Consider the following 22,137-nt stretch of genomic DNA (forward strand, 5'->3'; position numbering starts at 1 on the left):
TGAGTAGCCGATGTCCTACCTTGCCTGGATCGATTTTGACCCTGAAGAACGGCGTAGAGCTCAAACCCTCATAGATCTGTTCAAGCAGCCCGAAGCACGTGATGAGCTTGGTCTGGGTACGATCCGCGACGGGCTGGCTGATCTCCTCTTTCCGGGCACCAGCACTATTCAAACACGGATACGCTACATGCTGTTCGTTCCTTGGATCTATCGGGAAGCACAGCAGCGAAGGGCAAGTCAAGCAGAGCGGACGATGATCGCTCGTGAGCTCGAGTTCGAACTGAGCGAAGCGCTTCTGCGCGGCGGAGAGCGCGAAGATGTGATCGGCCGCCTCGCTGGACGGAGCCTAAAGAGGCTCCCGTCGAGCGTCTATTGGGCTGGCATTTATACGTTAGGCATCCGCACATTAGCGGGTAATCAGGCGACATTCTTGTCCTATGGGAGCGAGAGTCTAAAGGATCATGACCTCAGATTATGGTGCACAAGTCTCCCCGATGTGCCCGAAAAGCTGTTCGAGCAAGTGAACTTTAAACTTTTGCCCAAAGAGGCAGATTTCCTGCGTGATCGCATTGCTGCTAGTGCCAAAACAAGCTTGCTGAACGAACTGGCCTCGAAACAGAAAAAATTCAGCGAGGATTGGGCTTGGCAAGTCCACGAGGACTCGGTCTCCGACCGGAATCGATCCATTATCCGTCATGCGGAGCGCTTTTCGGGTGTGATGCACGGCGCAAGCATCCTCTACAATCTGCTGCTTGCATTGCGAGCGGCGGAGCGCCCTAATGCCAAGGCGCATGGCGAAGCAGCCACATTGGTCGAAGAATACCGACAATCGCTTGAGACGTGGCGCGGAGAGCTTAAGCATCTCGCGCTTCAAAGTTGGGACTTGGACGACCTTTTCCAGATCGTTGGAACGACTAGTCACAACCTTACCCAGTCCTCTCGGGATTTCGTTCGAACTTGGCTCGAAATTACGCTTCAAAGCAACAAGTCACTGGAGAGAGACCAAGAAGCCATCGATCTTCTGAGGCAGCGCGAACAGACGTTGAAGCGCATGAAGGCCCGGTTACTTCACGATGCACCCCTAGAACGCTGGTCAGGCGCTTCAGGTCTCGCACGGCTGGATTTCCGCTGGGCAGTTGCGCGCCGCTACCTAGGGGAGCTTGTAGATGTCGGCTGACTCGCCATTCGACCCTGAGAACCGTGAACTCTATACTGCGCTCGTGCGTGCACCGGATGGCTACAGCTTCGGGCATGCCATTGCCACTACGTACTCGCTCGATTTTGAGACGGCGCTTGCCATTCCGATTAGCATCGTGTTCCGCGATGCGGAGAACAGAGACGAAATGATGCGAAGCCCTCTTGCGTTGCTGCAGAGTGTTGAGCGCTTGGCCGACCGCATCGCCGTCTACTGCGATCGAGGCCGCATCAAGGAGGCTAATCCGAATACTGCGAGGCTGATGGCACTCTACGAGAAGACCATTGTGGAGGTCGCGGCCCCGGGAGGAGGTGCATTCCATCCAAAGCTGTGGTGCATTCGTTTTGAGCCCCAAAAGAAGTCCGATCCTGTTCGAATCAGAGTGGCCATACTTTCAAGGAATCTCACCAATGATCGTTGCTGGGACCTCGCATTGGCTCTCGATGGTGCCGTACACGATGAAGAGAATAATGATAACCGCGCACTGACAAAGTTGCTGCGCGCCCTACCAAGGCTAACGAATCCAGCCACCCGGCCTGCACCTCCGAAATTCTTGCCTTCGCTAATCTCGGATTTGGAACGAACTTGGTGGGAGGGTCTCCCTGCGGGTGCAACAAAGGTCAGCTTTGCGGTCAATGGCCTTGATGGTGACGGCTGGGTACTTCCCCACGGCGAAAAGCTAGCGGTTCTTTCTCCCTTTGTCACCGCTCCCGTGCTCGAAAGGTTCGCCAAGGGATACGGATCGAGAGAGAATCGCCAACTCATCTCGCGGGCAGAGGAACTCGACGGCATAGATCCGGAAGTGCGAGAGCGTTTCTCAATCTCAACGCTCGATGAGCGTGCAACTGAGTATGAAGCCGAAGCGACGGATGGGCCGAAGTCGTCAGATCTCGAAGGTCTTCATGCAAAAGCCTACCTCGTGGAACGAGGATCCCGGCTTCAGATCCACCTCGGTTCGGCAAATGCTACCACGGCTGCGACGATTCCAACCAAGGGGGGGAAGACGCAAAATGTCGAGGTGATGGCAACATTGGACGGCCCGAAGACGCGCATGGGTACAATCGACGATGCCCTTTTCTCCGAAGCGTTTCAGAGGTTGCTTGCGATTTACACGCCGAGCGATCCACCGATCCTGGACGAGGCCGTAAAGGCGGAAAAGAAGCTGGAGGAAATAAGGGCGTGCATCTCGGCGCTGCCACTTGATCTCTGTTGTTCTGAAGTGGACGACCTGATCCAACTTGAGCTGCAACTGGCCACCAAAGACAAGCGCGTTTTGCTGCCGGATGGCGTCAGATGTTTTGTTAGGGCCATCACAATTCCTAATGAACAGGGATACGATGCGAGCAGATTGCTGTCTGGCTCTGATACGGTGCTTGCATTGGGTGCTGTACCTCTTGGCGATGTTACACGCTGGCTCGGAATTCGACTGCTCCATGAGAAGACGAAGGTGGAACTGACGTTCACACTTGGAGCGCGCTTGGTCGGCGTTCCAGAGGGCCGTGACGCAGCCGTTCTTCGTGCCCACATCGCGAACGTCGGCAACTTCCTACGCTATCTCAGTCTGCTGCTCGGCACGCTTGGTGAGGGAAGCTTTCTGGAAAGCGATACGGGTGGCGAAGGTCAGTGGCTTCGCAGCTTGGGCGATGGAACCACTTCGCTTCTCGAGCCGATGGTGCGAGCGCTGCATCTGGAAAGTGGCGAGCTAGACGAGATCGGCCGCCTGATCGAGCGGCTCGATGACCCGGCCGGTAACGAAACCATTGTTCCAAAGGATTTTCTCGCGCTGTGGAAAAGCTTCGAGCCTCTAATAACGAGAAAGAGGGGACGCAGGTGACCTATATTGCTGACGAACACCTTGCGTTGTTGAAACCGTTTCAGAAAGCGACCGTAGAATACGTTTTTCGAAGACTATTTACAGATCCGTCCCCGACAGATCAGTTCTTAGTCGCTGACGAAGTCGGGCTGGGCAAAACCATGGTTGCCCGCGGTGTGATTGCAAAGACCATCGAACAACTGCAGGGCAAAGTCGATCGCGTCGACATCGTCTACATCTGTTCCAATCAGGCTATTGCTGAACAGAACATCAAGTCGCTCAATGTGGTGGGCTCTGCAACCAAACCTCTGAACACCCGCCTTACGCTGTTGCCGCTTGAGATCGAGAAGGAAGGCGGTATTGCTTCCCGACCCATAAATTTGATCAGCCTCACCCCTGGAACTGCATTAGACCTCAAGTCTTCCCTTGGAACTGCGCCTGAACGGGCGCTGATCTTTGAAATGCTGCGTGCGCGGATAGGTTTGCGCCATCGCGGCATCCAACGAGTGTTCCGTGGCGGCGTTTCTGAGGAGAACTGGCGGGGCTGGACGACATGGATCCGGGGTGAACGGATCTCGCAAGACATCGCTGATAAGTTCAACCGGGTAGTTGATGATAAATTCATAGAAAGGCTTCGTGAGGCGGCGGACCTTGCCAGGCGGCACAAGCATCCCACTTATCCCGACGACCAACGCCTTGCCGCGATGATCGGTGAGCTGCGACGAATGCTTGCGAAGATCTGTGTGGATGCTTTGACACCGGATCTCATCATTCTCGACGAGTTCCAGCGCTTCGCTGAACTCCTGCACGATCATGATGACGAGGTCGCGCCTGAAAAGGCAGCGGCTGCTGAATTGGCGCGAGCATTGTTTTCATACAATGGGGAGGATGGATCGAAGGCGAGGCTCCTACTTCTGTCCGCCACGCCTTATCGCATGCTAACGCTTAGTAGCGATGCACCAGAAGAGGGCGAACACTACGACGACTTTTTAAGGACGATGCGCTTCCTTTTCGGCGATGTTGAAGGTCCGGCGCGTGTACGGGAATTGAAAAGCGAACTTGCCAAGTTCAGGCGATCGCTCCAGTCGATGCCGAGTGCTCGAGCGATAGCAATAGAGCAACGGGATAGATTACATGGTATCCTGAGCCGGGTCATTGCCCGCACTGAGCGCGTCGATTCTACCGAAGATCGTAATTCTCTCGTCCAAGAAGTCATACCCGAAATAGCTATCGACACCGATGATCTGCGAGAGGCGAAAGCAGTAGCAAGAGTGGCAGAACTCGTTGGGGCCCCCAGCATCATCGAGTATTGGAAATCGGCGCCTTATCTGCTGAACTTCATGCGGGGGTACAAGCTACGCGATCGGCTTCAAGCGTTGAAACCAAATCCGGCTGCCGCGCTGCGCAAGGCAATTCGAGAGGCCTCCCCGCACTTCATCAGCAAAAAACAGATTGAAGATTATGCCGAGCTACCATTTCGCAACGGGAGGATGCGTGCTCTTGCGGATCTGGCGTTCAATGAGGCGCTTGATCGATCGCTCTGGATCCCGCCGTCGCGCCCCTCATTCGGCATGCCAAAGTCGGGTACCAAGGCGTTGGTATTCTCAGATTGGTCGATGGTGCCGGATGCGATCGCTGCTTTGCTGTCGCACGAGGCGAGCCGCCGAATGGGTATGTCGCCGGACCTTGTCAGCAGGACTAGTAGGCCAATTGGTGTCGATGAACTTATGCCAATGCTTTACCCGTCGCCCTCCTTGGCGGCACTTGTTGATCCTCTCGTGTTGGAGCGGCGGTTCGGCCGAGCTGAAAGCTATGAGATTTTGCACGCTCAGGCCTGCATAGCTCTGCGTGAGCAGCTTGCGGTGGATGCAATCGCAGAACTCGCTCAATCGAACGACCGCGTCCTGGCGCTCGCACTTGACAGAACGCTCGGGCGCGAAGTGCGATGGTCCAGAGTCGGAGTCGTCGACCATGATGGTCACGATGAACATGGAGCAATGGCTCGAACGATCGCCACACTTCGAGAGGCACTCCAAGCTGATGAGCGGCAGGGTGAAATCGACCCTGACACAGTTGTCGAAAAGCTAGCCAGCTTTGCGCTTGGCTCGCCTGCGATATGTGCACTTCGAGCTCTTTCGAGACTTTGCCCGGAGCTCGCCGTAGACGACCCGGAATTGATCAGCGCATCAATCGGGATCGCACTCGGTTTTCGTAGCCTATATAATCAACCTGAAACCCGCGCATTGCTGGCTGAAACCTCGCCTCTAAATTATTGGCGCGACATCATAAAGCACGCCGCGCAAAGCGACCTTCCTGCGGTTCTGGACGAATATCTTCAACTCGTCCTGGAAACCGAACGCGCCGAAAAATTAGCTCCGAAGGATCGTGCGAAGGTCATCGCTTCAAGCGTAATTGCTGTGGTCGCCTTGCGCCCTGCACAGATCACATTGGACCACTGGTCGACAAAAGCGGGGCGTCTGTATGAACAGACATTCGAAGTGCGTGCCCGTTTCGCCATGCGTTTTGCAACAAAAGCTGAGGAAGAAAAGGGGGTACGCCGAACATCCGCAGTCCAGGCGGCCTTTAAGTCGCCGTTCAGGCCGTTTGTTCTCGCTTCCACATCAATTGGACAGGAAGGATTGGATTTTCATCCCTACTGCTCTCGGATCGTGCATTGGAATCTCCCTCGGAATCCTGTTGATATTGAGCAGCGCGAAGGTCGGGTCCACCGCTACAAGAACCATGCAGTTCGGCGCAATGTCGCCACTGCTTTTTCCGCAACTCCGCTTACGGCGCAGACCAATCAATCACCATGGGTCTCCATTTTTGAGGCCGGGCAAGATTGTGAGCTTTCAAATGGTCGCCCGGGAGACATCATTCCGTACTGGGTCTACCCAGGTGATCACAAGATTGAGCGGATCGTCCTCATCCCGCCATTCAGCCGCGAGAAGGAGCGCTACAAGGATCTTATCAAATCTTTGGCCACTTACCGGCTGGCCTTTGGCCAGCCGCGCCAAGATGAGTTGATCAGCCTCTTCTTGGGTATGGACGAATTTGTCCAAGATCTATCGGAGCTTCAGATATCGCTAAAGCCAGGCTGACGCGCCACGCCGAACAGTGTGCCGGCACACCGAGCTCATAGCGAGGGAGTTCGGCTGCGTTATGGCCGGCGCCCCGCTCACAGCCTTCAGTTCGTTGTACGCCACCTTCGGTCCCGCCCCTGCCCTACCCCGAGCCGGAATCGATCCCACATTGAAGGTCCCAAGCCCATTCCGAAGGAAATGCACGCGCGCCGGGAGAGAGTTCGCGCCGGTATGTTGCGGCAAGCTGACGGAGAAGTCCCGCATTAAGTAGTGTCGGCGGGGCTCAGGACGGGAACGGCCAGCCGGCCGGACCCGGCCAATAGGCCACGCGGCTGCCTTTCGTCCCCTTAACTAGATGACCGTCGCGACAGAGATCGCCGAGCCAAGGATTCACCTTGACCATAGGAAATCGGGAGAAATCCCTTTCCGCGACCATGTCGCGGAAGTCTTGGACCGGCATGCCCTCGGCGACTGCGCCGGACGTGGCCGCAGCCAAGGACCGGACATCCTCGGCCACGCCCCGCATTTCATCGACAACGATGGCGGCGAGGTGGGTTGGCAGTCTTCGGCAGATCTCATCCAAGCGGTCTATCGACGAGATGTCGAAACGTCGGACGCAATCGCCCAAGAAGCCGCGCACATGCCCACGCCAAAGATAGCCGTGGTAGAGATGCCGGTCGGCGTAGAAGATGTTTTCGTCCTCATAGTTCGTCTCCTCGCCGACCTCTCGGGCAGGCGATACTGACCGGACCTCGAGGGAAGCCTCGCGCGCTGCCCGAAGATAGCCCGCTTCGATCCCGTTCAGGGTCTCGGCAGTTTTTTCCAGGTCTAGCGGCAAATCCTCATACGTGATTGCCCCGGACCCCGCAACGTCGTCACCAAACTGCAGTAAGTGCAGGCGGCGGCCTTCCTTACTGTACCTCATGTCGTTCGAAACGCTCCAGGGCGTGGGAGCCGCTTCGCGGATGTCTGCCTCTGCGTCCGGCTCCGTGTCGGAAGGATCCGAGTGCGCGGTCATCGCGTCAATGAGCATCGCAGCGCTGATTTCAGGCGCCTCGTCTGGCTCAGTGCCGGTTTTTTGCGCCTCCGAGTAGAGACTAGCTGTCATGGCGCCGAAGAGTCTCGCCAGAAGAAAAAGGTCGCCGTCAACAAGTCTGTCGAGCTCCGCAGTGACCGCCTGTAAGGTCCGGAGGATTTCCGCTTCCCGGCCATGGCCATCGATGCAGGCGAGGTAGGAGACTTCGATGTCGCTATCTTCGATCCGGTCGTCCATTTCGGTACTCATTCGTCTCGGCGCCTCCCTTCAAGGCCCGGCCGGCGTAAACCACGTAGCTGGTTTTCCAACGGCGGCCTATGATGCGCTTTAAGTGTGCGGCAAGTCGAACTTCGGATTGTCCGGCCTTCGACGCGCGCCGCCTCTCTCGCGCATTTACAATCAGGGTCCCGACCGAATATGGCAATTCTCCAACTGCAGCTCGGTCATCGCGGGCACAGACCCGGCAAAAAGGTCTTTACGGCTTGGCTCCACGTGAGCAGGTTACGGGCGGTGCCTTAGTAGCTTTCCGATTTAGTCTCAAAACACGGGCTCAGTTATCCACCTCTTCCGTTATTTCCAACTCGAGCCGCGCCTTTTCCTGATTCAGCCGCCATCTTCTAACGACATAAAACACGAGCGCCTTGCGAGTTTCGATCAGTAAATGCGTCTTGTCGTCAAAGCCGTACTCCAGCCGGACGGCTCGAGCTTGTGCATCAGATAGATCTGAACGCGGACGTATCCACAAGCGCACCAAGCTGTTCCAGTCCGTGTCAAAAGGCAGGGGAGCAGGCCTCTCCCGCGTTTTCATGTCGATTTGTTTCGTTATTCGTATTGGGAGATAATCGCGGTACGCCTCGTGATTATAGCTCCAGGCGCGGAGATAAATTGCCTCTCCGTCAAAATGAAACTGAACTGGACTGATCCACTGCGGGTTGGAGAGGCCGCTTGTCATCGAGGTGTAGGTAATCTGGATGTCTCGTTCGCCGTTCATGGCGCGGTAGAGCTGTGCGACAACGGTGGAATCCATCACGCGAGTGGGAAGCGGGATGCTCGCGCCAAGCGATGTCGCCTTGCCATCAAGTAATTCGAAAACTTGTTCCGGGCCAGCCTCAGTCAATGCGCAGTGGTCGCCGGTCGAGAAATAGGCCTTCTCTGTGGCATCGTAGACTGGCGGCGTATTCGTCAGAGAAAGATAGGTTCGAAAGTCAACGGCAGCCTGTGCCATCGAGATATTGAAGCGTTCGATCAAGTCGCGGCGGTTCGCCTGACCTCTCCAGGTCAGACATTGGTCGAGGAACAAAATTCGCTCACGTTGCGCGTGCTTGAGGGCTTTCAGGCTCATACGCCGAGTAATACTTGACTCCGCTCGCATAGTCCATACATTTACTATACGTATAGAAAATGGATTGATCTGATGCGAATACTTCATACGGCAGATCTGCACCTGGGGCGGCAGTTCATGGGGTTGAGCCTCGAGGAGGATCATGAGGTCATCCTGGGTCAGATCCTTGAAACGCTCGTGGCCGATCGGGTCGATGTTCTTGTCATCGCCGGGGACGTTTTTGACCGTGCCTCGCCGCCCAATTCGTCGATCCGGCAGTTCAATCGCTTCCTCAAACGCGTGGCAGAGGAGACCGAAGCCGCTGTGGTTATGATCTCTGGAAACCACGATTCTGGCGACCGGATCGAGGCAATGTCTGTCTTTTCCACCGCGTCTCGTGTGCTGGTGCGCGGGATTGCCGATGCGGTGGAAGCGCCGCTGGTGCTGCGTGACGCGCATGGCGAGGTCGCCTTTTCCGCACTGCCTTTTTCCTATGAATACGCCGCACGCGAGGTGTTCGGGGATGAAAGCATTAGTGCGCCGGCGGAGGTAGTTGCCGCCCAGATCGCTGCGGCGAGGGGGCAGGTGCCTGATGGGGCGCGTTGGGTCGTCGTGGCCCATGCTTTCGTCGCGGGGGGTGCGGTCGGCGAGACCGAGCGCGCCCTGACGCGAGTCGGGGGCATCGAAACTGTTCCCTCCGATGTCTTCGATGGGGCGGACTATGTTGCACTGGGGCATTTGCACAAGCCGCAGGAAGTGGGCGCGAGCCATATTCGTTACTCCGGCGCACCGCTCGCTTTCGGTTTCGACGAGGTGGGAAACGAAAAATCCATGACTGTCGTCGATATTAAAGCTGAAGGGGTCGAGATTCGCATCGTACCGTTCCGACCGATCAGGCAGGTTCGCTCGCTTACCGGGGCATTCTCGGATCTTCTGGAAGGAACGCCGTCTGATGACTTCATCCAGGCTATCCTGACGGATGAAAACCCTCTGATCGATCCGATGAAGCGGTTACGCGCGACCTATCCCAATGCTTGCCATCTGGCCTATGCCCGGCAGGAGCGCGCGGCAGAGACCAAGGCGCTCGGCAGCGGGCGGGCCGCGGTCACGCCGATCGAGATGATTGGCGACTTCGTGAAGGTTGTGCGCGGCCGGGAACCAAACGCCACCGAAGTCGCGATCGTCGCGGAAAAGCTCCACGCAGTAGCCTCCGGGGAGGAGCAGACATGAGACCCATTCGCCTATCGCTTCAAGCCTTCGGGCCATTTGCCACAACCGAGGTAGTCGATTTCCGGTCCGCGCTGGAGACGGGTCTATTTGGAATTTATGGTCAGACCGGCGCGGGAAAGTCGACGCTGTTTTCGGCGATGTCCTTCGCGCTATTCGGGGCGCCGACCAAGACTGATCAGGAACCACGTTCACTACGCTCGGATCACGCCGCGTCGGATCTACCTACCGAAGTCGAATTCGTCTTTGAGCTGGGCGCCAAGACCTACCTCATCCGTCGTCGTCCGGCGCAGGAACGTCCGAAGGCACGCGGTGAAGGGACCACTGAGGACGCGGCGGAAGCCTCGCTATTCGACGTCACCGGGATTCCGGTGGACACTCTTGGTCCGAGTCAGTCTGGCCGTGTCATTGCGGAAAAGAAGGTCTCGCTAGTTGGGCAGCAAATCGAGGCGCTGCTTGGCTACGGGGCAGATCAGTTTCGACAGATCGTGCTCTTACCGCAAGGCAAGTTCGAGACGTTCTTGGCCGCAAAAACGGATGCGCGGGTCGAGATATTGCGGGATCTCTTCGACGTGAAGATCTATCGCGATCTCGCCGCACGGCTGAAAGAAGAAGCCTCAGAGGCAGAACGAGCGTTGCGCGACCAGCGCGCTCTCTACGTGGCTCGACTCGAGGAACGTGGTTTTGAGAGCGCGGAGGCGCTAGAATTCGGGATTGCCGCAGCCGAAACAAAAGTCGAAGAAAAGCAGGCAATTCAGAACGGCGCGGCGATGGCTACCGAAGCCGCGCGTAAAGCTCTGACCGAAGGCGAGCAAATCGAGAAAGCATTTTCTGCTGTCGATACGGCACAGCAGGCATTCGATGATCTAGAAAAGAAAACGGCCGAGGTCGAAGAACTGGCCAAGCGGATTGAGGCTGTCCGGAATGCCATGCAGGCCCGTGATCTTGAGACGGCTTTGCGCGATGCGGAGCAGGAAAGCCGGAATGCGGTGGAGGCTGTCACAAAGGTCGAGGCGGAACTAGACATCGCCACTGGCGCGAAGGAGGTGGCGGGAAAAAAACTTTTTGAGGCACAGTCGGGCGAGGACCGGCGGCAGCAAGTTCAGGCTGACCTGACAAGGTTGGAGGCGATCGAGAACCAGGTCGGTCAAGCAGCGGCTCTTAGAAGCGCGTTTGACGACGCTGCGAAGGACGAAGCTTCAGCGAAGAAGGCTCTGACCGAGGCCATAGATGCCCTAGAGAAGCTCAAGTCTCAGCGCGATGCGACTGATCTGGCGCTTGATCAAGCGCGAAAGACCGAAACGGATCGAGGCCAGCTGACCGGCGAGTTGGCCGAGGTCAACCGAGAAAGGGTCAAGGCAGCGGCGTATGCTAAGGCGCAAGAAGCTGTCGCGGATGCTGAACGAAATGTCGATGAGGCATCGAACGAACTGGCGACAAGAACTGACGCGGCGCGAGCCGCTGACGCGGATTTGGTAGAAGCGGAGGCACGGCTTTCGCGCACGCAAGCGATCATTCTGGCCGAAAAGTTGACCGAAGGAGCGCCCTGCCCTGTCTGTGGCTCCCATGATCATCCTGCGCCTGCCCATGGTGCGCTCGAACAATCTGGTTTGACCGAAGCGTTTCGGAGTGCGCAGGTTCAGGCGAGAACTGCCTCCGAAGCCAGAGTTCGGGCCGAAAGCGAACTCGGCAATTTTCGAATGCGGCTCGACGAAAAGAAGCGGGCGCTTGAGGAACAGGAACGTCCTGAGCGCACGTTGGCGGAACTCGAAGTTGAAATCGCACGGCTTGAAGGCGACGTCGCCGCGCTTGGAGAAGCGGTCGATTTAGACGCGATGGCGGAGCAGTTGGCCCAACTCAAGCTGAAACTGACTGAGGCTGAAGCTGCCGAGGCTACGGCGCGCACCGCTGCGGGAAAGGCCGAGACCGATCTTGCCGGCGCGCGCGCCAAGCTGGACACAGTGATCGAGGCCCTGCCGGAAGGTCTGCGCACGCCCGAGGCGGTTGTCGCTCGACGGGAGGCTTTGCAGAGAGAGCAAAGGCAACTGTCCGAGGCGCTGGAAGTGGCGACGCAACAGGACCGAGCCGCCAGTGAAATGCTCACCCGTGCGCAAGAGCAGCTTGAAGCAGAAAAGCGGGCGCGCGACGCGCAGCAACAGCGCGTGAAAAAGGCGCAAGATGATTTTGGTGCTCGGCTTGCCGAGGTCGGGCTGGACAAAGCGGGATATGATGCTTGCAAGGCGCATTTCCCGACCCTCGATGCCGACCAGAAGACGGTATCCGATCATCGTGAGGGCCTGATCGCGGCTCGCACGACATTGCAGAACGCCACGGCCGCTTGTGTAGATCGTGAACGCCCGGATCTTGCCCCGCTTCAGCTGGCGTTGGCAGACGCCACCCAGACCGTGAACGCGGCCAATGCTGCACTCGCCACAGCGAAAACGGATGTATTGTCACTGACCAAATTCAAGGAATCGCTTGCGGCGGCGCTGGCCGAAACCGAGCGGCTTGAAACCGAGATCGGTCCGCTCCGGGGGCTGGCCGATCTGGCTAACGGCAAGAACGATTTCAAGATGACACTCGAGACCTTCGCGATCGGTGCAATGTTCGACCAGGTTCTCGAGGCGGCGAATATGAGGCTCGACCCTATGACACGTGGGCGCTACCGGCTGACGCGCGGGCTCGAGGCATCTGGCGGTCGCGGCAAGCGTGGGCTCGAAATCGAGGTCTTCGACATCAACACCGGTAAGGCGCGCCCGACAGCCACGCTGTCAGGCGGCGAGACCTTTATCGCGGCTCTGGCCCTCGCGCTTGGGCTAGCTGATGTGGTCGAGAGCCTTTCGGGCAAGATCCGGATGGACACAATTTTTATCGATGAAGGCTTCGGGAGCCTCGACACCGAGAATGGCGCGGGCACGTTGGATCAGGTGATCCAAGTTCTTGCTGCGCTGACAGAGGGCAGCCGGGCCGTCGGCCTGATCTCGCACGTCGGGCTGGTGCAGGAGGCTATTCCACAAGGCTTTTACGTGCGCTCGACCCCAAGCGGCAGCCGGGTCGAGGAAAGAACGGGTATGGGATGACGGACCGCTGGTATTACCGGAAGGCACACACCCGCCGTCTGTCGTCAGGGCGCACGGTATCCGTCCGCGGCGGTTGGGCAGTTCGGGGCGATGGTGAAAGCAAGATGTCGCGTAGCCCATAAGTCCGAGATATGGCGCGTTGAGCACCGAATTTTGCCCGATTTAAGGGCAACGCGACAGCCACCCTGCGAACCGCATGACATGCGAATGCCTGCCGCCGGGCGGCAGGCATTCATGTTCATCCAGAACATCTGGCAGCGTGAGACCTTACTCGCAGGTCCAGTAGTAGCGCGAGAAATCGAAGGCAACGCTCTGCATCGGAACATAGGCGAAGCCTTCAAGGCATTCGTGGATCACATGGCGCTGTAGCGTCGCCAGCAGCGGGATGGTCCGTTGTTCCTCGTTCAGGGCCGTGAAGATCTCCTGATAGATCGCATTTTGTGCGTCCGGATCGGTTTCAAGACGCGACTGGTCGATCAGTGCGTCGATCTCGGGGTCCATCACCCAATCCATCGAAGACCAGGTCCCTGCCGCGGCCGAGTGATACTGAACATAGAATACGGAGTCCGGCGAAGGATAGGTCGGCCCGTAGAAGATCTGGCTGAAATGCGGCGTGGTTTCCGGCGAAGTGGCCAGTTCGGTGATCCGGTTCCACGGGTCGGGCTGGATAGTCACCTCGAAACCGATCTGGGAGAGGTTCGATGCCATCAAAAGGGCGATTTCCTCCTCGAAAGGCGTGTTGGCGACATAGCCATGGGTCAGCGGTATAGGCTCTCCGGTGTAGTAAGGCGACTGTTCCACCTCAGCGCGGGCTGCTTCAAGGTCGAAGACCGGCTCCTCGGCATTCGCGGGCACCGCCGCGGTAAAGGTGCTGGCCAACGGGCCGGTCATCGGCGCGCCGGGATAGAGAACGTCGCGGATGGTGTTGTAATCCGTCGCGAGGGCAATCGCGCGACGGATATGGATATCATCGGTCGGCGCAACCTGGTTGTTAAGCTTGAAGTAGAAGCCTGTCGCGGTTTCCGCTTCGATCAGGCGATAGTCGTCCTGCGCAGCGATCCCCTCGTAGGTCTCGGTTGCCTGATACTGCGAAGACAGGCCCAACTCTCCTCGACGGGCCAACGAACGAACGGTCGCCTCGTCACGGGTGATCACGAAGCGGATCTCATCAATCGGGCGTTCGTTCGGCCACCCGGCGTGATAGCCATCGTAGCGCTCAAGGGTCATCTGCGATCCTCGCGACCATTCGGCCAGCGTGTAGGGGCCAGCCCCGACCGAGGTTTCCGACAGAAAATCTTCGCCCCAAGGGTCATCCTCGGTGGTTTCTACTGCGCCCTCGTTGATTACGAAAAGAAGCGGCGTGATGGCCAGGAACGGCGAATAAACCTCGGATAGGGTAATCTGAACGGTGTGGGCATCCACGGCCACGATACTGTCTTCAGACACCACGTCGGTGAACAGATAGGCCGGGCCTTCGTTCAGGGTCAGCAGACGCCGCATGGAATAAACGACATCCGAGGCTTCGACCGGGCTGCCATCGGTAAAGGTCGCGTTCGGGTTTAGATGGAAGGTGTAGTCGAGATTGTCGTCCGAGATTTCCCAGCTGTCCGCCAGTTGCGGCACTACGGCGCCGTCGGCGTCAACTGTCGTCATGGCGTCATAGAGGTTCACGGCGGCCATGTACTCGGTGTAGTCCGTGATCTTGGACGGGTCGATTGTGCCGAAGATCTGCACAACATTCACGGTGATGCGCACATCGGTTTCCTGTGCGGCCGCTGCGCCGGGCAGCGTCAGGGCGATGGCAGCGGCCATCGCAGTTGCATTGAGTAGTTTTTTCATTGGTCTGGTCTCCTGTTGAATCAAGTGAGGGCAGGTTCCCGAGCTGGTGATCCAGCAAGGGTTTCAAGGGGTTGAAAGGTGTGCGGGTAGCCAAAGTAGCCGGGCCCGGCGAGTTCCAATCCTTCGGGGCTGCGCCATTGCTTATCGGCGGGCAACCCGATCAGGCGAAGGCCAAGGCCGAAGCGCAGGGACTCGGTTGTGACCGGCAGGCCGCCATCGGCATCGAGCGCACAGATCAGGTCGGGCGTCAGGGCAAGGGGCGTTCCGTCGGCGTCTTCCAGGCAAAGAAACTCGTTCTGGAAAGAAAGCACGAACTCGCGCCCCTGATCGGCGTCGAGGCCACGCAGCCGTGCCTTCCCACGGGCGAACCCCCCAACGGTGCGCCGCTCGATATCGACCACCCGCGCGGTGCACAGGTCTACACCGCCACAACGCGAAATTAGAGCGTTGCCGGGGTGTCGGTTGGCCGTTCGCTCGGCCTTGATCAACCTGCCGACATCGCGCACGAGGCTCAGCGTTCCGCGCAGGAGCCCCGCCTTCATCTGCGCGCCAGACATCGGGTATAGAGCGACCAACGCAGCCCCACCCATCTCTACCGTCACCGAGCGGGCCATCCGTTCGGTCCAGAGGTTGGAGATTGCGTTCAACACCCCGTTGTTGCCCTTGTCATCGGCGATCACCATCGGCGTCGCTGCAATGTCATGCAAGGTTAGGCTGACCATCTGCAGTTCCGGAAAAGCCCGGCCCATCCCGTCCCCGTCGATCAGTGGCAGCCCGGTATGGGCAGCCACGGCGAAAGGAATGGTGGAATTGAGGCCGCCCGCCTCAATGCAGATCAGGTAGTCCGCCTTTTGGCCGAGATAGTCCTCCAGTGCGCCAAGCGCCGACAGGGCTTCGTCACCGTTGGGCAGCTTTTCGACCATCACCGTGGGCGCGCCCATCATGCAGACGGGGACACACAGCGCATCGTCAGGCACATCCGCGGGATCGACGACCTCGACATCCGTGCCGTTCTTGCGCATCATCGACTGCGCCATCAGCCGCCCGATATAGGGATCGCCGCCACCTCCGGTTCCGAGGAAGGCGCCGCCAAGGGCGATCTCCTCCATATCTTCCGGCCCGATGTGAAAGCTCATGGCGCGGCCTCCTTCGCCGGGAGCGGACGGAACGTCACTTCGGGATGGCCGAAGCAGGCTGGTCCAACAACATCGAGCGCATCGCTGGTGCGCAGCAGCGGATGGCAGGGCAACGCTAGAACAGCGACCCGCTGTCCGTAGCGCAGCACCTCGGTCGTCAGTGGCAGCCCGCTGTCGAGATCGAGCACCACGACCAAGTCAGGCACACAAACCTCGACCTCACCATCGCGGTTGAAGATCAGGAATTCGTTCTGGATCACGATCTCTGCTTCGGAGTCGCGCCAACCTTCCAGCCCTTCGATCTGGGCGACCCCAACGTTGAAGCCGCCTTTGAAGTGGCGCTTCAGGTCGGTGATCTTGCCCGCGAAAACCTGCCGCCCGCCTTCGCGGTCGCAGATCGCCTTGATCGGGTCTTCATGGTCGCGGCGCGCTTCCAGCACGGCATAACCGAGGCCGATGGCCTGGGTGTAGGTGTGCGGGATCGAATAGCGCTTCATGAACGCGCCAGACATGGGCGCGGCGGCGAGAACCGAAGCGCCCCCCTGCGCGACGACGCAGGCGCGGGCCATGGTTTCGTGCCATTTCTCGGTGATCGCATGATCGAAGATAACAATGTTGCCATGCGGGTCGCACATCACCGACGGCGTCGAGCGATGCCCGTAAATGGCGTAGGTCGTCATCTGCATTTCCGGAAAGGCCCGGCCCATGCCGTCTCCGTCCACCACCGGCAGCCCGGCCAGAGCCGCCGTCACCAGTGGCTCCATCGAGTTCTGGCCACCGATTTCCTCGCAGGCCACGGCGTCGGCGGTAATGCCAAGTCGCTGTTCCAAAGCGCGCAGGCACCGCAGGCCCTCGCGTCCTTCCTTGATCCGTTCGAACGAGACGAGGGGCGCGCCGATACCACCGAGCGGGATCACCTTCGCCTGGTCGTCGAGCGTTTCAAGCGGCTGCACCCGCAGCTCATAGCCTGCGCGCAGAACCTCTCTCGCGCGCAGCTTGCCGATATAGGGGTTGCCGCCCCCGCCGGTCCCGAGGATCCCCGAGCCGATTTCCAGCGCTTCCAGATCCTGTTCGGTCAGGCTGACGGTTCCGTTGGACAGATCAAGCATCGAGCCCCTCCATGTCACCGACCACTTTGACGTGGATGCGGGTTGCATTGCCGGGCAGGTAGGCTAACGGCACGTCTTCGCGCTCGATTACGTCGAGCGTTTCGGCCACAGCGCCGGCGTTGATGGCCGTGGCGCGGGCTTCGGAGTCTGCCTGAGCAAGGCAATCCTCGCGGGACTGACTGGCGAGCGAGAAAATACGTTCCACCTCGCCCGAGATCTGGGCGATGGCCGCGCCAACGGCATTGGCCACAGCGAAGTTTTCAGGGCGCAGAACCTCCAGATCGCCAATGCGGTCAGGGGCGAGGATCGACCCGCCGCCCACTGCAATGACCGGCAGCGGCTCTGGGCTGACACGGCTGCGTTCAACAGCGTCTTCCAGCATTTCTCCGATGCGGGCTCTCACCGCCGCCACGAAATCTGGGTCCATATCCGAAACCTTGGACGGGTCGCCGATCTCGGCTTCTCCCGCTGCCACCGCGATGTCGGTGCAGGTCAGGGTCCCGCCGCCGAACACGCGGGCCTCGGAGCCCAACCGGTAGCCCACGGATTTCGGCCCGATGGTAAGATCATCCTTCTCGCCCGAGATAATCGTGCCGCCGCCGAGACCGATGGCGAAAACGTCAGGCATTCGGAAGTTGGTGCGTACACCACCCACATCGACCACGGTCGATGCCTGCCGGGGAAAACCCTTTTGCAGCGACCCCACATCGGTGGTGGTGCCGCCAATGTCGATCACGATCGCGTCTTTCACGCCGGTCAGGAACGCAGCCCCGCGCATAGAGTTGGTCGGGCCGGACGCAAAGGTCAGCACCGGGAACCGCCGCACCATGTCGGCGGCCATCAGCGTTCCGTCATTCTGGGTGACGTAGAACGGGCAGGTCAGGCCCGCGCCTTTCAACGCATCGCCGAACGCCGTGATGGTCTTGTCGGCAAGCGACAGCAGGCTTGCGTTCATGATCGCGGCGCTTTCGCGTTCCAGCAGGCCGATCCGGCCGATCTCGCTCGACAGCACGACCGACAAACCCGGCACAGCCGCTTGCAGAATGTCCCGTGCCTCTTCTTCCATCTCGCGGTTGATCGGAGAGAAGACCGAGGAAATGGCAGCGGTGCGGATACCCTTGGCGACGATCTCGTCAGCGATACGGCGCAGGCCGTCGCGGTCCAGTTCGGCAATCTCGCGGCCATCGAACTCGTAGCCGCCATGCAGCATGTAGCGATGGCCGCCGACCACCTCGGCCAGATCTTCGGGCCAATCCACCATCGGCGGCAGGCAGGCCGTTGCCGGCAAGCCAAGCCGGATCGCCGCCACAGGGTCAAGCGCGCGGCGCTCGATCACGGCGTTGGTGAAATGCGTCGTGCCGATCATCGCAACATCGACGTTGGCGCGTTCGACACCGGCTTTCTCCAGCACCGCCTCCAATGCTTCCGAAATGCCGCTCATGACGTCTTCCGTCGTGGTGCATTTCACGCCGGCCAGCACCTTGCGCCCGTCCAGAATGACGGCGTCGGTGTTCGTGCCCCCGACATCAATTCCCAATCTCAAAACCATGCGTTTTCTCCTTCCAGGTCATGCCGCAGAGGACACGAGGAACTTCTGTTTTTCGGCTTGTGTAACGATCGGCTTCGCGGCCTCTTCTTCGGTCGAGATGACCGGAACGGCAGCGATCAGCGCGCGCGTGTAGGGGTGTTTGGGTTCGGCGAAGACCTGCGCCGGTGTCCCCTGCTCGACCAGTTCGCCGCGCAGCATGATCGCGATATGCGAGCAGAAATTGCGCATGAGCGAGAGGTCGTGACTGATGAACAGGAAGGTCAGCCCAAGGTCGGACCGGAGCTCTTCCAGCAATGCGATGACCCGCTTCTGCACCGACACATCGAGTGCCGATGTCGGTTCATCCAGCACGATCAGCTTGGGATCGGCGGCCAGCGCCCGCGCGATGGCGATCCGTTGTTTTTGCCCTCCAGACAACTCGTGCGGATAACGGGCCGCGAAATGGCGGGGCATGTTGACCCGCTCCAGCAACTCGTCGGTGCGTTTTGCCCGGTCGGTCGCATCGAGCCCGGCGAAGCGCAGCGGCACGTCCAGCGTTTGCGCGACAGTGCGCTTGGGATTCAGCGACGTGCCCGGGTTCTGGTAAACGATCTGGGCCAGCTTGCGATCGATCCGCCCGTCTTTCTGGGCGCTCAGATCCATGCCATCCACGGTGATCTTGCCCGAGGTGGCCCCCATCATGCCCATGACCATGCGGGCCACGGTGGTTTTCCCGGAGCCGCTTTCACCGGCCAGCCCGAAAATCTCACCCCGTGGAATGTCGATCGACACGTCACGCACCGCATGGGTGTGATCGCTCGCCCCGAGGAGATGGCGACGCGTGAAGGTCTTGCTCACGCCTTCCAGCTTGACCAGCGGGGCCTCGGACGAGACCGGCTGATCCTTGACCGATGCGCCGTAGAGCGGCGGGATCGCATTGATCAGTTCGCGGGTATAGTCGGTTTGCGGGTTGTCGAAGATTTGCTCCAGCGGCCCGTGTTCGACGATCACGCCCTTGCGCATGACGTAGACATAATCGGCCGTCATCCGCACCACGCCGAGGTTATGCGTGATCATCAGGAGCGACAGGCCCACTTCCGTGACCAGGTCGTTGATGAGCCGCAGGATTTCGTCCTGCGTGGTCACATCCAGCGCCGTTCCCGGCTCATCCGCGATCAGCATCGCGGGGCGGTTCATCAGGGCAAGCGCAATCAGCACCCGCTGCCGCATCCCGCCCGACAACTGCGCCGGATACGAGGCCATCACCCGCTCGGGGTCGCCAAGCTGCACCTTGCGCAAGACATCATGAATATGGGTCACACGATCGGCGCGGCTGCGCCGTTTGCCTGCGCGGCGGTCGGCCCAGTAGAGCACGTCTTCCAGATGCCGTCCGATGGTGAAGACCGGATTGAAAGACGACAGCGGGTCCTGCATGACGACCGACATTTCGATCCCCTTCAGGCGCTCGCGCTCGCCATCGGATTTGCTCAGCAGGTCCTCTCCGCGCCACGACACCTGGCCGCTCTCGACCTTGGCGTTTCCGGGCAGGGTGTTGAGGATCGTCTTGGACGTCACGGATTTGCCTGAGCCGGTTTCCCCGATCAGGGCCACGCGCTGGCCTTGTTCGATTTTCAGCGACACATCACGCAGAACCTGGGTGCGCTGGCCGTAGGAAGAAAACGAGACGTTCAGGTCATTGATCTCAAGAAGCGCCATTCTCAGACCTCCACGTCAAACATGTCGCGCAGCCCGTCACCCAGCAGGTTGAAGCCGAGGGTTGCGTAGAAAATCCCGAGTGCCGGGGTCAGCACGCCCCACCACATCTCGGGGAGGAACTGACGCCCGTCGGCGACCATCGACCCGAGGTCCGGGGTGGGCGGGCGAACGCCGAGGCCAAGAAAGGACAGCGTTGCGCCGAAAAGGATCACGAAGGCCGCGTCGAGTGTCGTCTTGACCGAGATCACGGCGATGCAATTGGGCAGGATTTCCTTGGTCAGGATGTGCCAATGAGTTGCCCCGGCCAGCCGTGCGGCTTCCACGAAATCCTCAGCCGCAACGGATTTGGCGACCCGGTAGACCAGCCGCGCGTGCCACGTCCACCACAGCATGGCGATGGCGATCATTGCGTTGATGAGCGTCGGGCTCAGCACACTGCCGACGGCCAGTGCCATGACAAGCGGCGGAATGGCCAGCATCACGTTGGTAAAGCCGGTGATCAGGAACTCTGTCCGGCCGCCGAAATACCCTGCACAGAGGCCAAGGGACGCGCCGACCGGAACCGCAACCCCGAGGACACCGACCACCAGCAGCAGCGAAACACGGAAACCGAAGATCACCCGGCTCAGGATATCGCGGCCCACCTTGTCGGCCCCGGCCCAATGTTCGGAGGACGGCGCGGCGTGGCGATTGGCAAAGTCGATCACGTTGCCCGCATGATCCGGATAAGGCGCGATCCACGGCGCGAATGCTGCACAGAGCAGGACAGTGATGACCATGAAGGCACCGATCAGAGCCACCGGGTTGGAGCGGAACCGAAGCCAGGCCATGCGCCGGGCTGACAGGATAACCGGGGCGTCAGGCTCGGGAATGGAAACGGAATTGGCGGACATCAGCGGCCCTCCTTCAAGCGAAGGCGCGGGTCGAGCGCGCCGATGGCAATGTCGATGACAAGATTGGCGAGCACGAAGAACATGCCGGAGACCATCACCACCGCCATCACGGCGTTAAGGTCGTTCTGCATGATCGATTCCAGCCCGTGCGAGGCGAAGCCACCCCAGACGAAGACCATCTCCACCACGAAGGCGTTGCCGATGAGCGACGCGAATTCCAGCCCGAGGATCGTGAGGGGCGCAATGGACGAGAGCTTGAGAAGGTAGCGGAAGGTCACGACCCGGTCGGGCACGCCGAAGCTGCGCAGGGTCTGCACGTGATCGCGGCGGAGGTTCTCGATCATGGCCGAGCGGGTGATCCGCATGATCTGCCCGATCCCCGAGAGCGCCAAGGCCAACGCGGGGAATGCCAGATGCTGAAGCGCACTCAAGACGACCGCGAATTGCCCGGACAGCAACCCGTCGATGATCAGCAGACCGGTCGGGCCGTCCGGCACAGTCAGATCGCGGTCAATGCGCCCGAGAAGCGGCCAGTCGGACAGGTAGTAGGCCGCGAAGAGCTGTAGCAGGATCGCCACGAGGAAAGCGGGCATCGTGACCCCGACCATCGACAAAAGCCGCAAGACCGTATCGACCCATCCGTTCCTGTGCCGGGCGGCCATCACGCCCAGGGGCAGACCGACCACGACCATGAGAAGCAGGGTGACAAGGACGAGTTCCAAAGTGGCCGGCAGAACCCGCATGATCTCGTCCGTCACGGGGCGGCCGGAAATCAGGGACGTGCCGAAATCGCCATGCACCGCACCGGACAGGAAACGGATGTATTGGGTCGGCAACGGGTCTTCGAGGCCCATCTCTTCGCGCAGATCCTGAACCTGCTCTTCGCTTGCAGCGGGCCCCATCGCCATGCGGGCCGGGTCACCGGGCACAACGCGGGCCAGAAGAAAGATCATCAGCGACAGCACCAGAAGCACTGCGGCGAAGCCGACGATCCTTCGCAAAAGGAATTCAAGAAAGGTCGAATGCATGAGGTGCAACGCTCCGTTTGGGGCCGATGACCAGAGCTTCGCGAACCGCCGGATATAAATCCAGAAAGGAGTGGGATAGGTTTTTTAGATATTAGGATAGGTTTTTTAGATGCAGATGTTGGACGCACCCATT

General features: G+C 59.5%; 14 protein-coding genes. 5 read left to right on the forward strand and 9 right to left on the reverse strand.

Annotated elements, in window-relative coordinates:
- Positions 1-10: 10 nt before the first annotated feature.
- The 3 genes from IF204_RS17515 to IF204_RS20275 are packed head-to-tail and all read left to right on the forward strand — an operon-like array spanning position 11 to position 6,109.
- Complete coding sequence (locus tag IF204_RS17515) at positions 11-1,177, forward strand: DUF6361 family protein (RefSeq protein ID WP_194098460.1); 1,167 nt, start codon at positions 11-13, stop codon at positions 1,175-1,177.
- Complete coding sequence (locus IF204_RS17520; protein WP_194098461.1) at positions 1,167-3,029, forward strand: phospholipase D family protein; 1,863 nt, start codon at positions 1,167-1,169, stop codon at positions 3,027-3,029. The genes IF204_RS17515 and IF204_RS17520 overlap by 11 nt, the downstream gene beginning before the upstream one ends.
- On the forward strand, positions 3,026-6,109 hold the full coding sequence (locus IF204_RS20275; RefSeq protein WP_194098462.1) for a C-terminal helicase domain-containing protein: 3,084 nt from the start codon (positions 3,026-3,028) through the stop codon (positions 6,107-6,109). Before IF204_RS17520 ends, IF204_RS20275 begins: the two co-directional genes overlap by 4 nt.
- A 265-nt stretch (positions 6,110-6,374) precedes the next feature.
- Here IF204_RS20275 and IF204_RS17530 read toward each other — a convergent pair whose 3' ends face one another.
- Both IF204_RS17530 and IF204_RS17535 read right to left on the reverse strand, forming a co-directional pair.
- Positions 6,375-7,364: a mediator of RNA polymerase II transcription subunit 4 gene (locus IF204_RS17530; protein ID WP_194098463.1), complete on the reverse strand. Its 990-nt coding sequence runs from the start codon at positions 7,362-7,364 to the stop codon at positions 6,375-6,377.
- Positions 7,365-7,677: 313 nt separating this feature from the next.
- A complete protein-coding gene (locus tag IF204_RS17535) occupies positions 7,678-8,613 on the reverse strand; it encodes a WYL domain-containing protein (RefSeq protein WP_194098515.1) in 936 nt (311 codons plus the stop codon).
- On the opposite strand from IF204_RS17535, the gene IF204_RS20145 reads away from it, so the two are divergent.
- Positions 8,587-9,678: an exonuclease SbcCD subunit D gene (locus IF204_RS20145; RefSeq protein ID WP_265588454.1), complete on the forward strand. Its 1,092-nt coding sequence runs from the start codon at positions 8,587-8,589 to the stop codon at positions 9,676-9,678. The two genes, IF204_RS17535 and IF204_RS20145, sit on opposite strands and share 27 nt — an antisense overlap.
- Positions 9,675-12,755 carry an AAA family ATPase gene (locus IF204_RS17540; RefSeq protein ID WP_228069621.1) on the forward strand — a complete coding sequence of 1,027 codons (3,081 nt, stop codon included), beginning with the start codon at positions 9,675-9,677 and terminating at the stop codon, positions 12,753-12,755. The genes IF204_RS20145 and IF204_RS17540 overlap by 4 nt, the downstream gene beginning before the upstream one ends.
- A gap of 267 nt (positions 12,756-13,022) precedes the next feature.
- Here the strand turns inward: IF204_RS17540 and IF204_RS17545 are convergent, their stop codons facing one another.
- The 7 genes from IF204_RS17545 to IF204_RS17575 are packed head-to-tail and all read right to left on the reverse strand — an operon-like array spanning position 13,023 to position 22,004.
- The gene (locus IF204_RS17545) at positions 13,023-14,594 is read right to left on the reverse strand and encodes an ABC transporter substrate-binding protein (RefSeq protein WP_194098465.1); all 1,572 of its coding nucleotides are present in this window, start codon (positions 14,592-14,594) and stop codon (positions 13,023-13,025) included.
- Positions 14,595-14,614: 20 nt separating this feature from the next.
- A complete protein-coding gene (locus tag IF204_RS17550) occupies positions 14,615-15,730 on the reverse strand; it encodes a DUF917 domain-containing protein (protein ID WP_194098466.1) in 1,116 nt (371 codons plus the stop codon).
- Complete coding sequence (locus IF204_RS17555; protein WP_194098467.1) at positions 15,727-16,839, reverse strand: DUF917 domain-containing protein; 1,113 nt, start codon at positions 16,837-16,839, stop codon at positions 15,727-15,729. Before IF204_RS17555 ends, IF204_RS17550 begins: the two co-directional genes overlap by 4 nt.
- A complete protein-coding gene (locus IF204_RS17560) occupies positions 16,832-18,388 on the reverse strand; it encodes a hydantoinase/oxoprolinase N-terminal domain-containing protein (RefSeq protein ID WP_194098468.1) in 1,557 nt (518 codons plus the stop codon). Before IF204_RS17560 ends, IF204_RS17555 begins: the two co-directional genes overlap by 8 nt.
- A gap of 18 nt (positions 18,389-18,406) precedes the next feature.
- Positions 18,407-20,083, reverse strand: a complete 1,677-nt coding sequence (locus IF204_RS17565; protein ID WP_228069599.1) for a dipeptide ABC transporter ATP-binding protein — start codon at positions 20,081-20,083, stop codon at positions 18,407-18,409.
- Positions 20,084-20,085: 2 nt separating this feature from the next.
- Positions 20,086-20,976, reverse strand: a complete 891-nt coding sequence (locus IF204_RS17570) for an ABC transporter permease (RefSeq protein WP_194098469.1) — start codon at positions 20,974-20,976, stop codon at positions 20,086-20,088.
- Complete coding sequence (locus IF204_RS17575; RefSeq protein WP_194098470.1) at positions 20,976-22,004, reverse strand: ABC transporter permease; 1,029 nt, start codon at positions 22,002-22,004, stop codon at positions 20,976-20,978. The genes IF204_RS17570 and IF204_RS17575 overlap by 1 nt, the downstream gene beginning before the upstream one ends.
- Positions 22,005-22,137: the final 133 nt, after the last annotated feature.

The organism is Marivivens aquimaris, from assembly GCF_015220045.1.
Taxonomy (GTDB): Bacteria; Pseudomonadota; Alphaproteobacteria; order Rhodobacterales; family Rhodobacteraceae; genus Marivivens; species Marivivens aquimaris.

Excerpts from the sequence above, each read along its gene's own strand:
- IF204_RS17570 (WP_194098469.1), bottom strand. The coding sequence starts at position 20,976 with ATGTCCGCCAATTCCGTTTCCATTCCCGAGCCTGACGCCCCGGTTATC.
- IF204_RS17575 (WP_194098470.1), bottom strand. The coding sequence starts at position 22,004 with ATGCATTCGACCTTTCTTGAATTCCTTTTGCGAAGGATCGTCGGCTTC.
- IF204_RS17515 (WP_194098460.1), top strand. The coding sequence starts at position 11 with ATGTCCTACCTTGCCTGGATCGATTTTGACCCTGAAGAACGGCGTAGA.
- IF204_RS17530 (WP_194098463.1), bottom strand. The coding sequence starts at position 7,364 with ATGGACGACCGGATCGAAGATAGCGACATCGAAGTCTCCTACCTCGCC.
- IF204_RS17555 (WP_194098467.1), bottom strand. The coding sequence starts at position 16,839 with ATGCTTGATCTGTCCAACGGAACCGTCAGCCTGACCGAACAGGATCTG.
- IF204_RS17535 (WP_194098515.1), bottom strand. The coding sequence starts at position 8,613 with ATGATCCTCCTCGAGGCTCAACCCCATGAACTGCCGCCCCAGGTGCAG.
- IF204_RS17540 (WP_228069621.1), top strand. The coding sequence starts at position 9,675 with ATGAGACCCATTCGCCTATCGCTTCAAGCCTTCGGGCCATTTGCCACA.
- IF204_RS17565 (WP_228069599.1), bottom strand. The coding sequence starts at position 20,083 with ATGGCGCTTCTTGAGATCAATGACCTGAACGTCTCGTTTTCTTCCTAC.
- IF204_RS17550 (WP_194098466.1), bottom strand. The coding sequence starts at position 15,730 with ATGAGCTTTCACATCGGGCCGGAAGATATGGAGGAGATCGCCCTTGGC.
- IF204_RS17560 (WP_194098468.1), bottom strand. The coding sequence starts at position 18,388 with ATGGTTTTGAGATTGGGAATTGATGTCGGGGGCACGAACACCGACGCC.
- IF204_RS20145 (WP_265588454.1), top strand. The coding sequence starts at position 8,587 with ATGGGGTTGAGCCTCGAGGAGGATCATGAGGTCATCCTGGGTCAGATC.
- IF204_RS17545 (WP_194098465.1), bottom strand. The coding sequence starts at position 14,594 with ATGAAAAAACTACTCAATGCAACTGCGATGGCCGCTGCCATCGCCCTG.
- IF204_RS17520 (WP_194098461.1), top strand. The coding sequence starts at position 1,167 with ATGTCGGCTGACTCGCCATTCGACCCTGAGAACCGTGAACTCTATACT.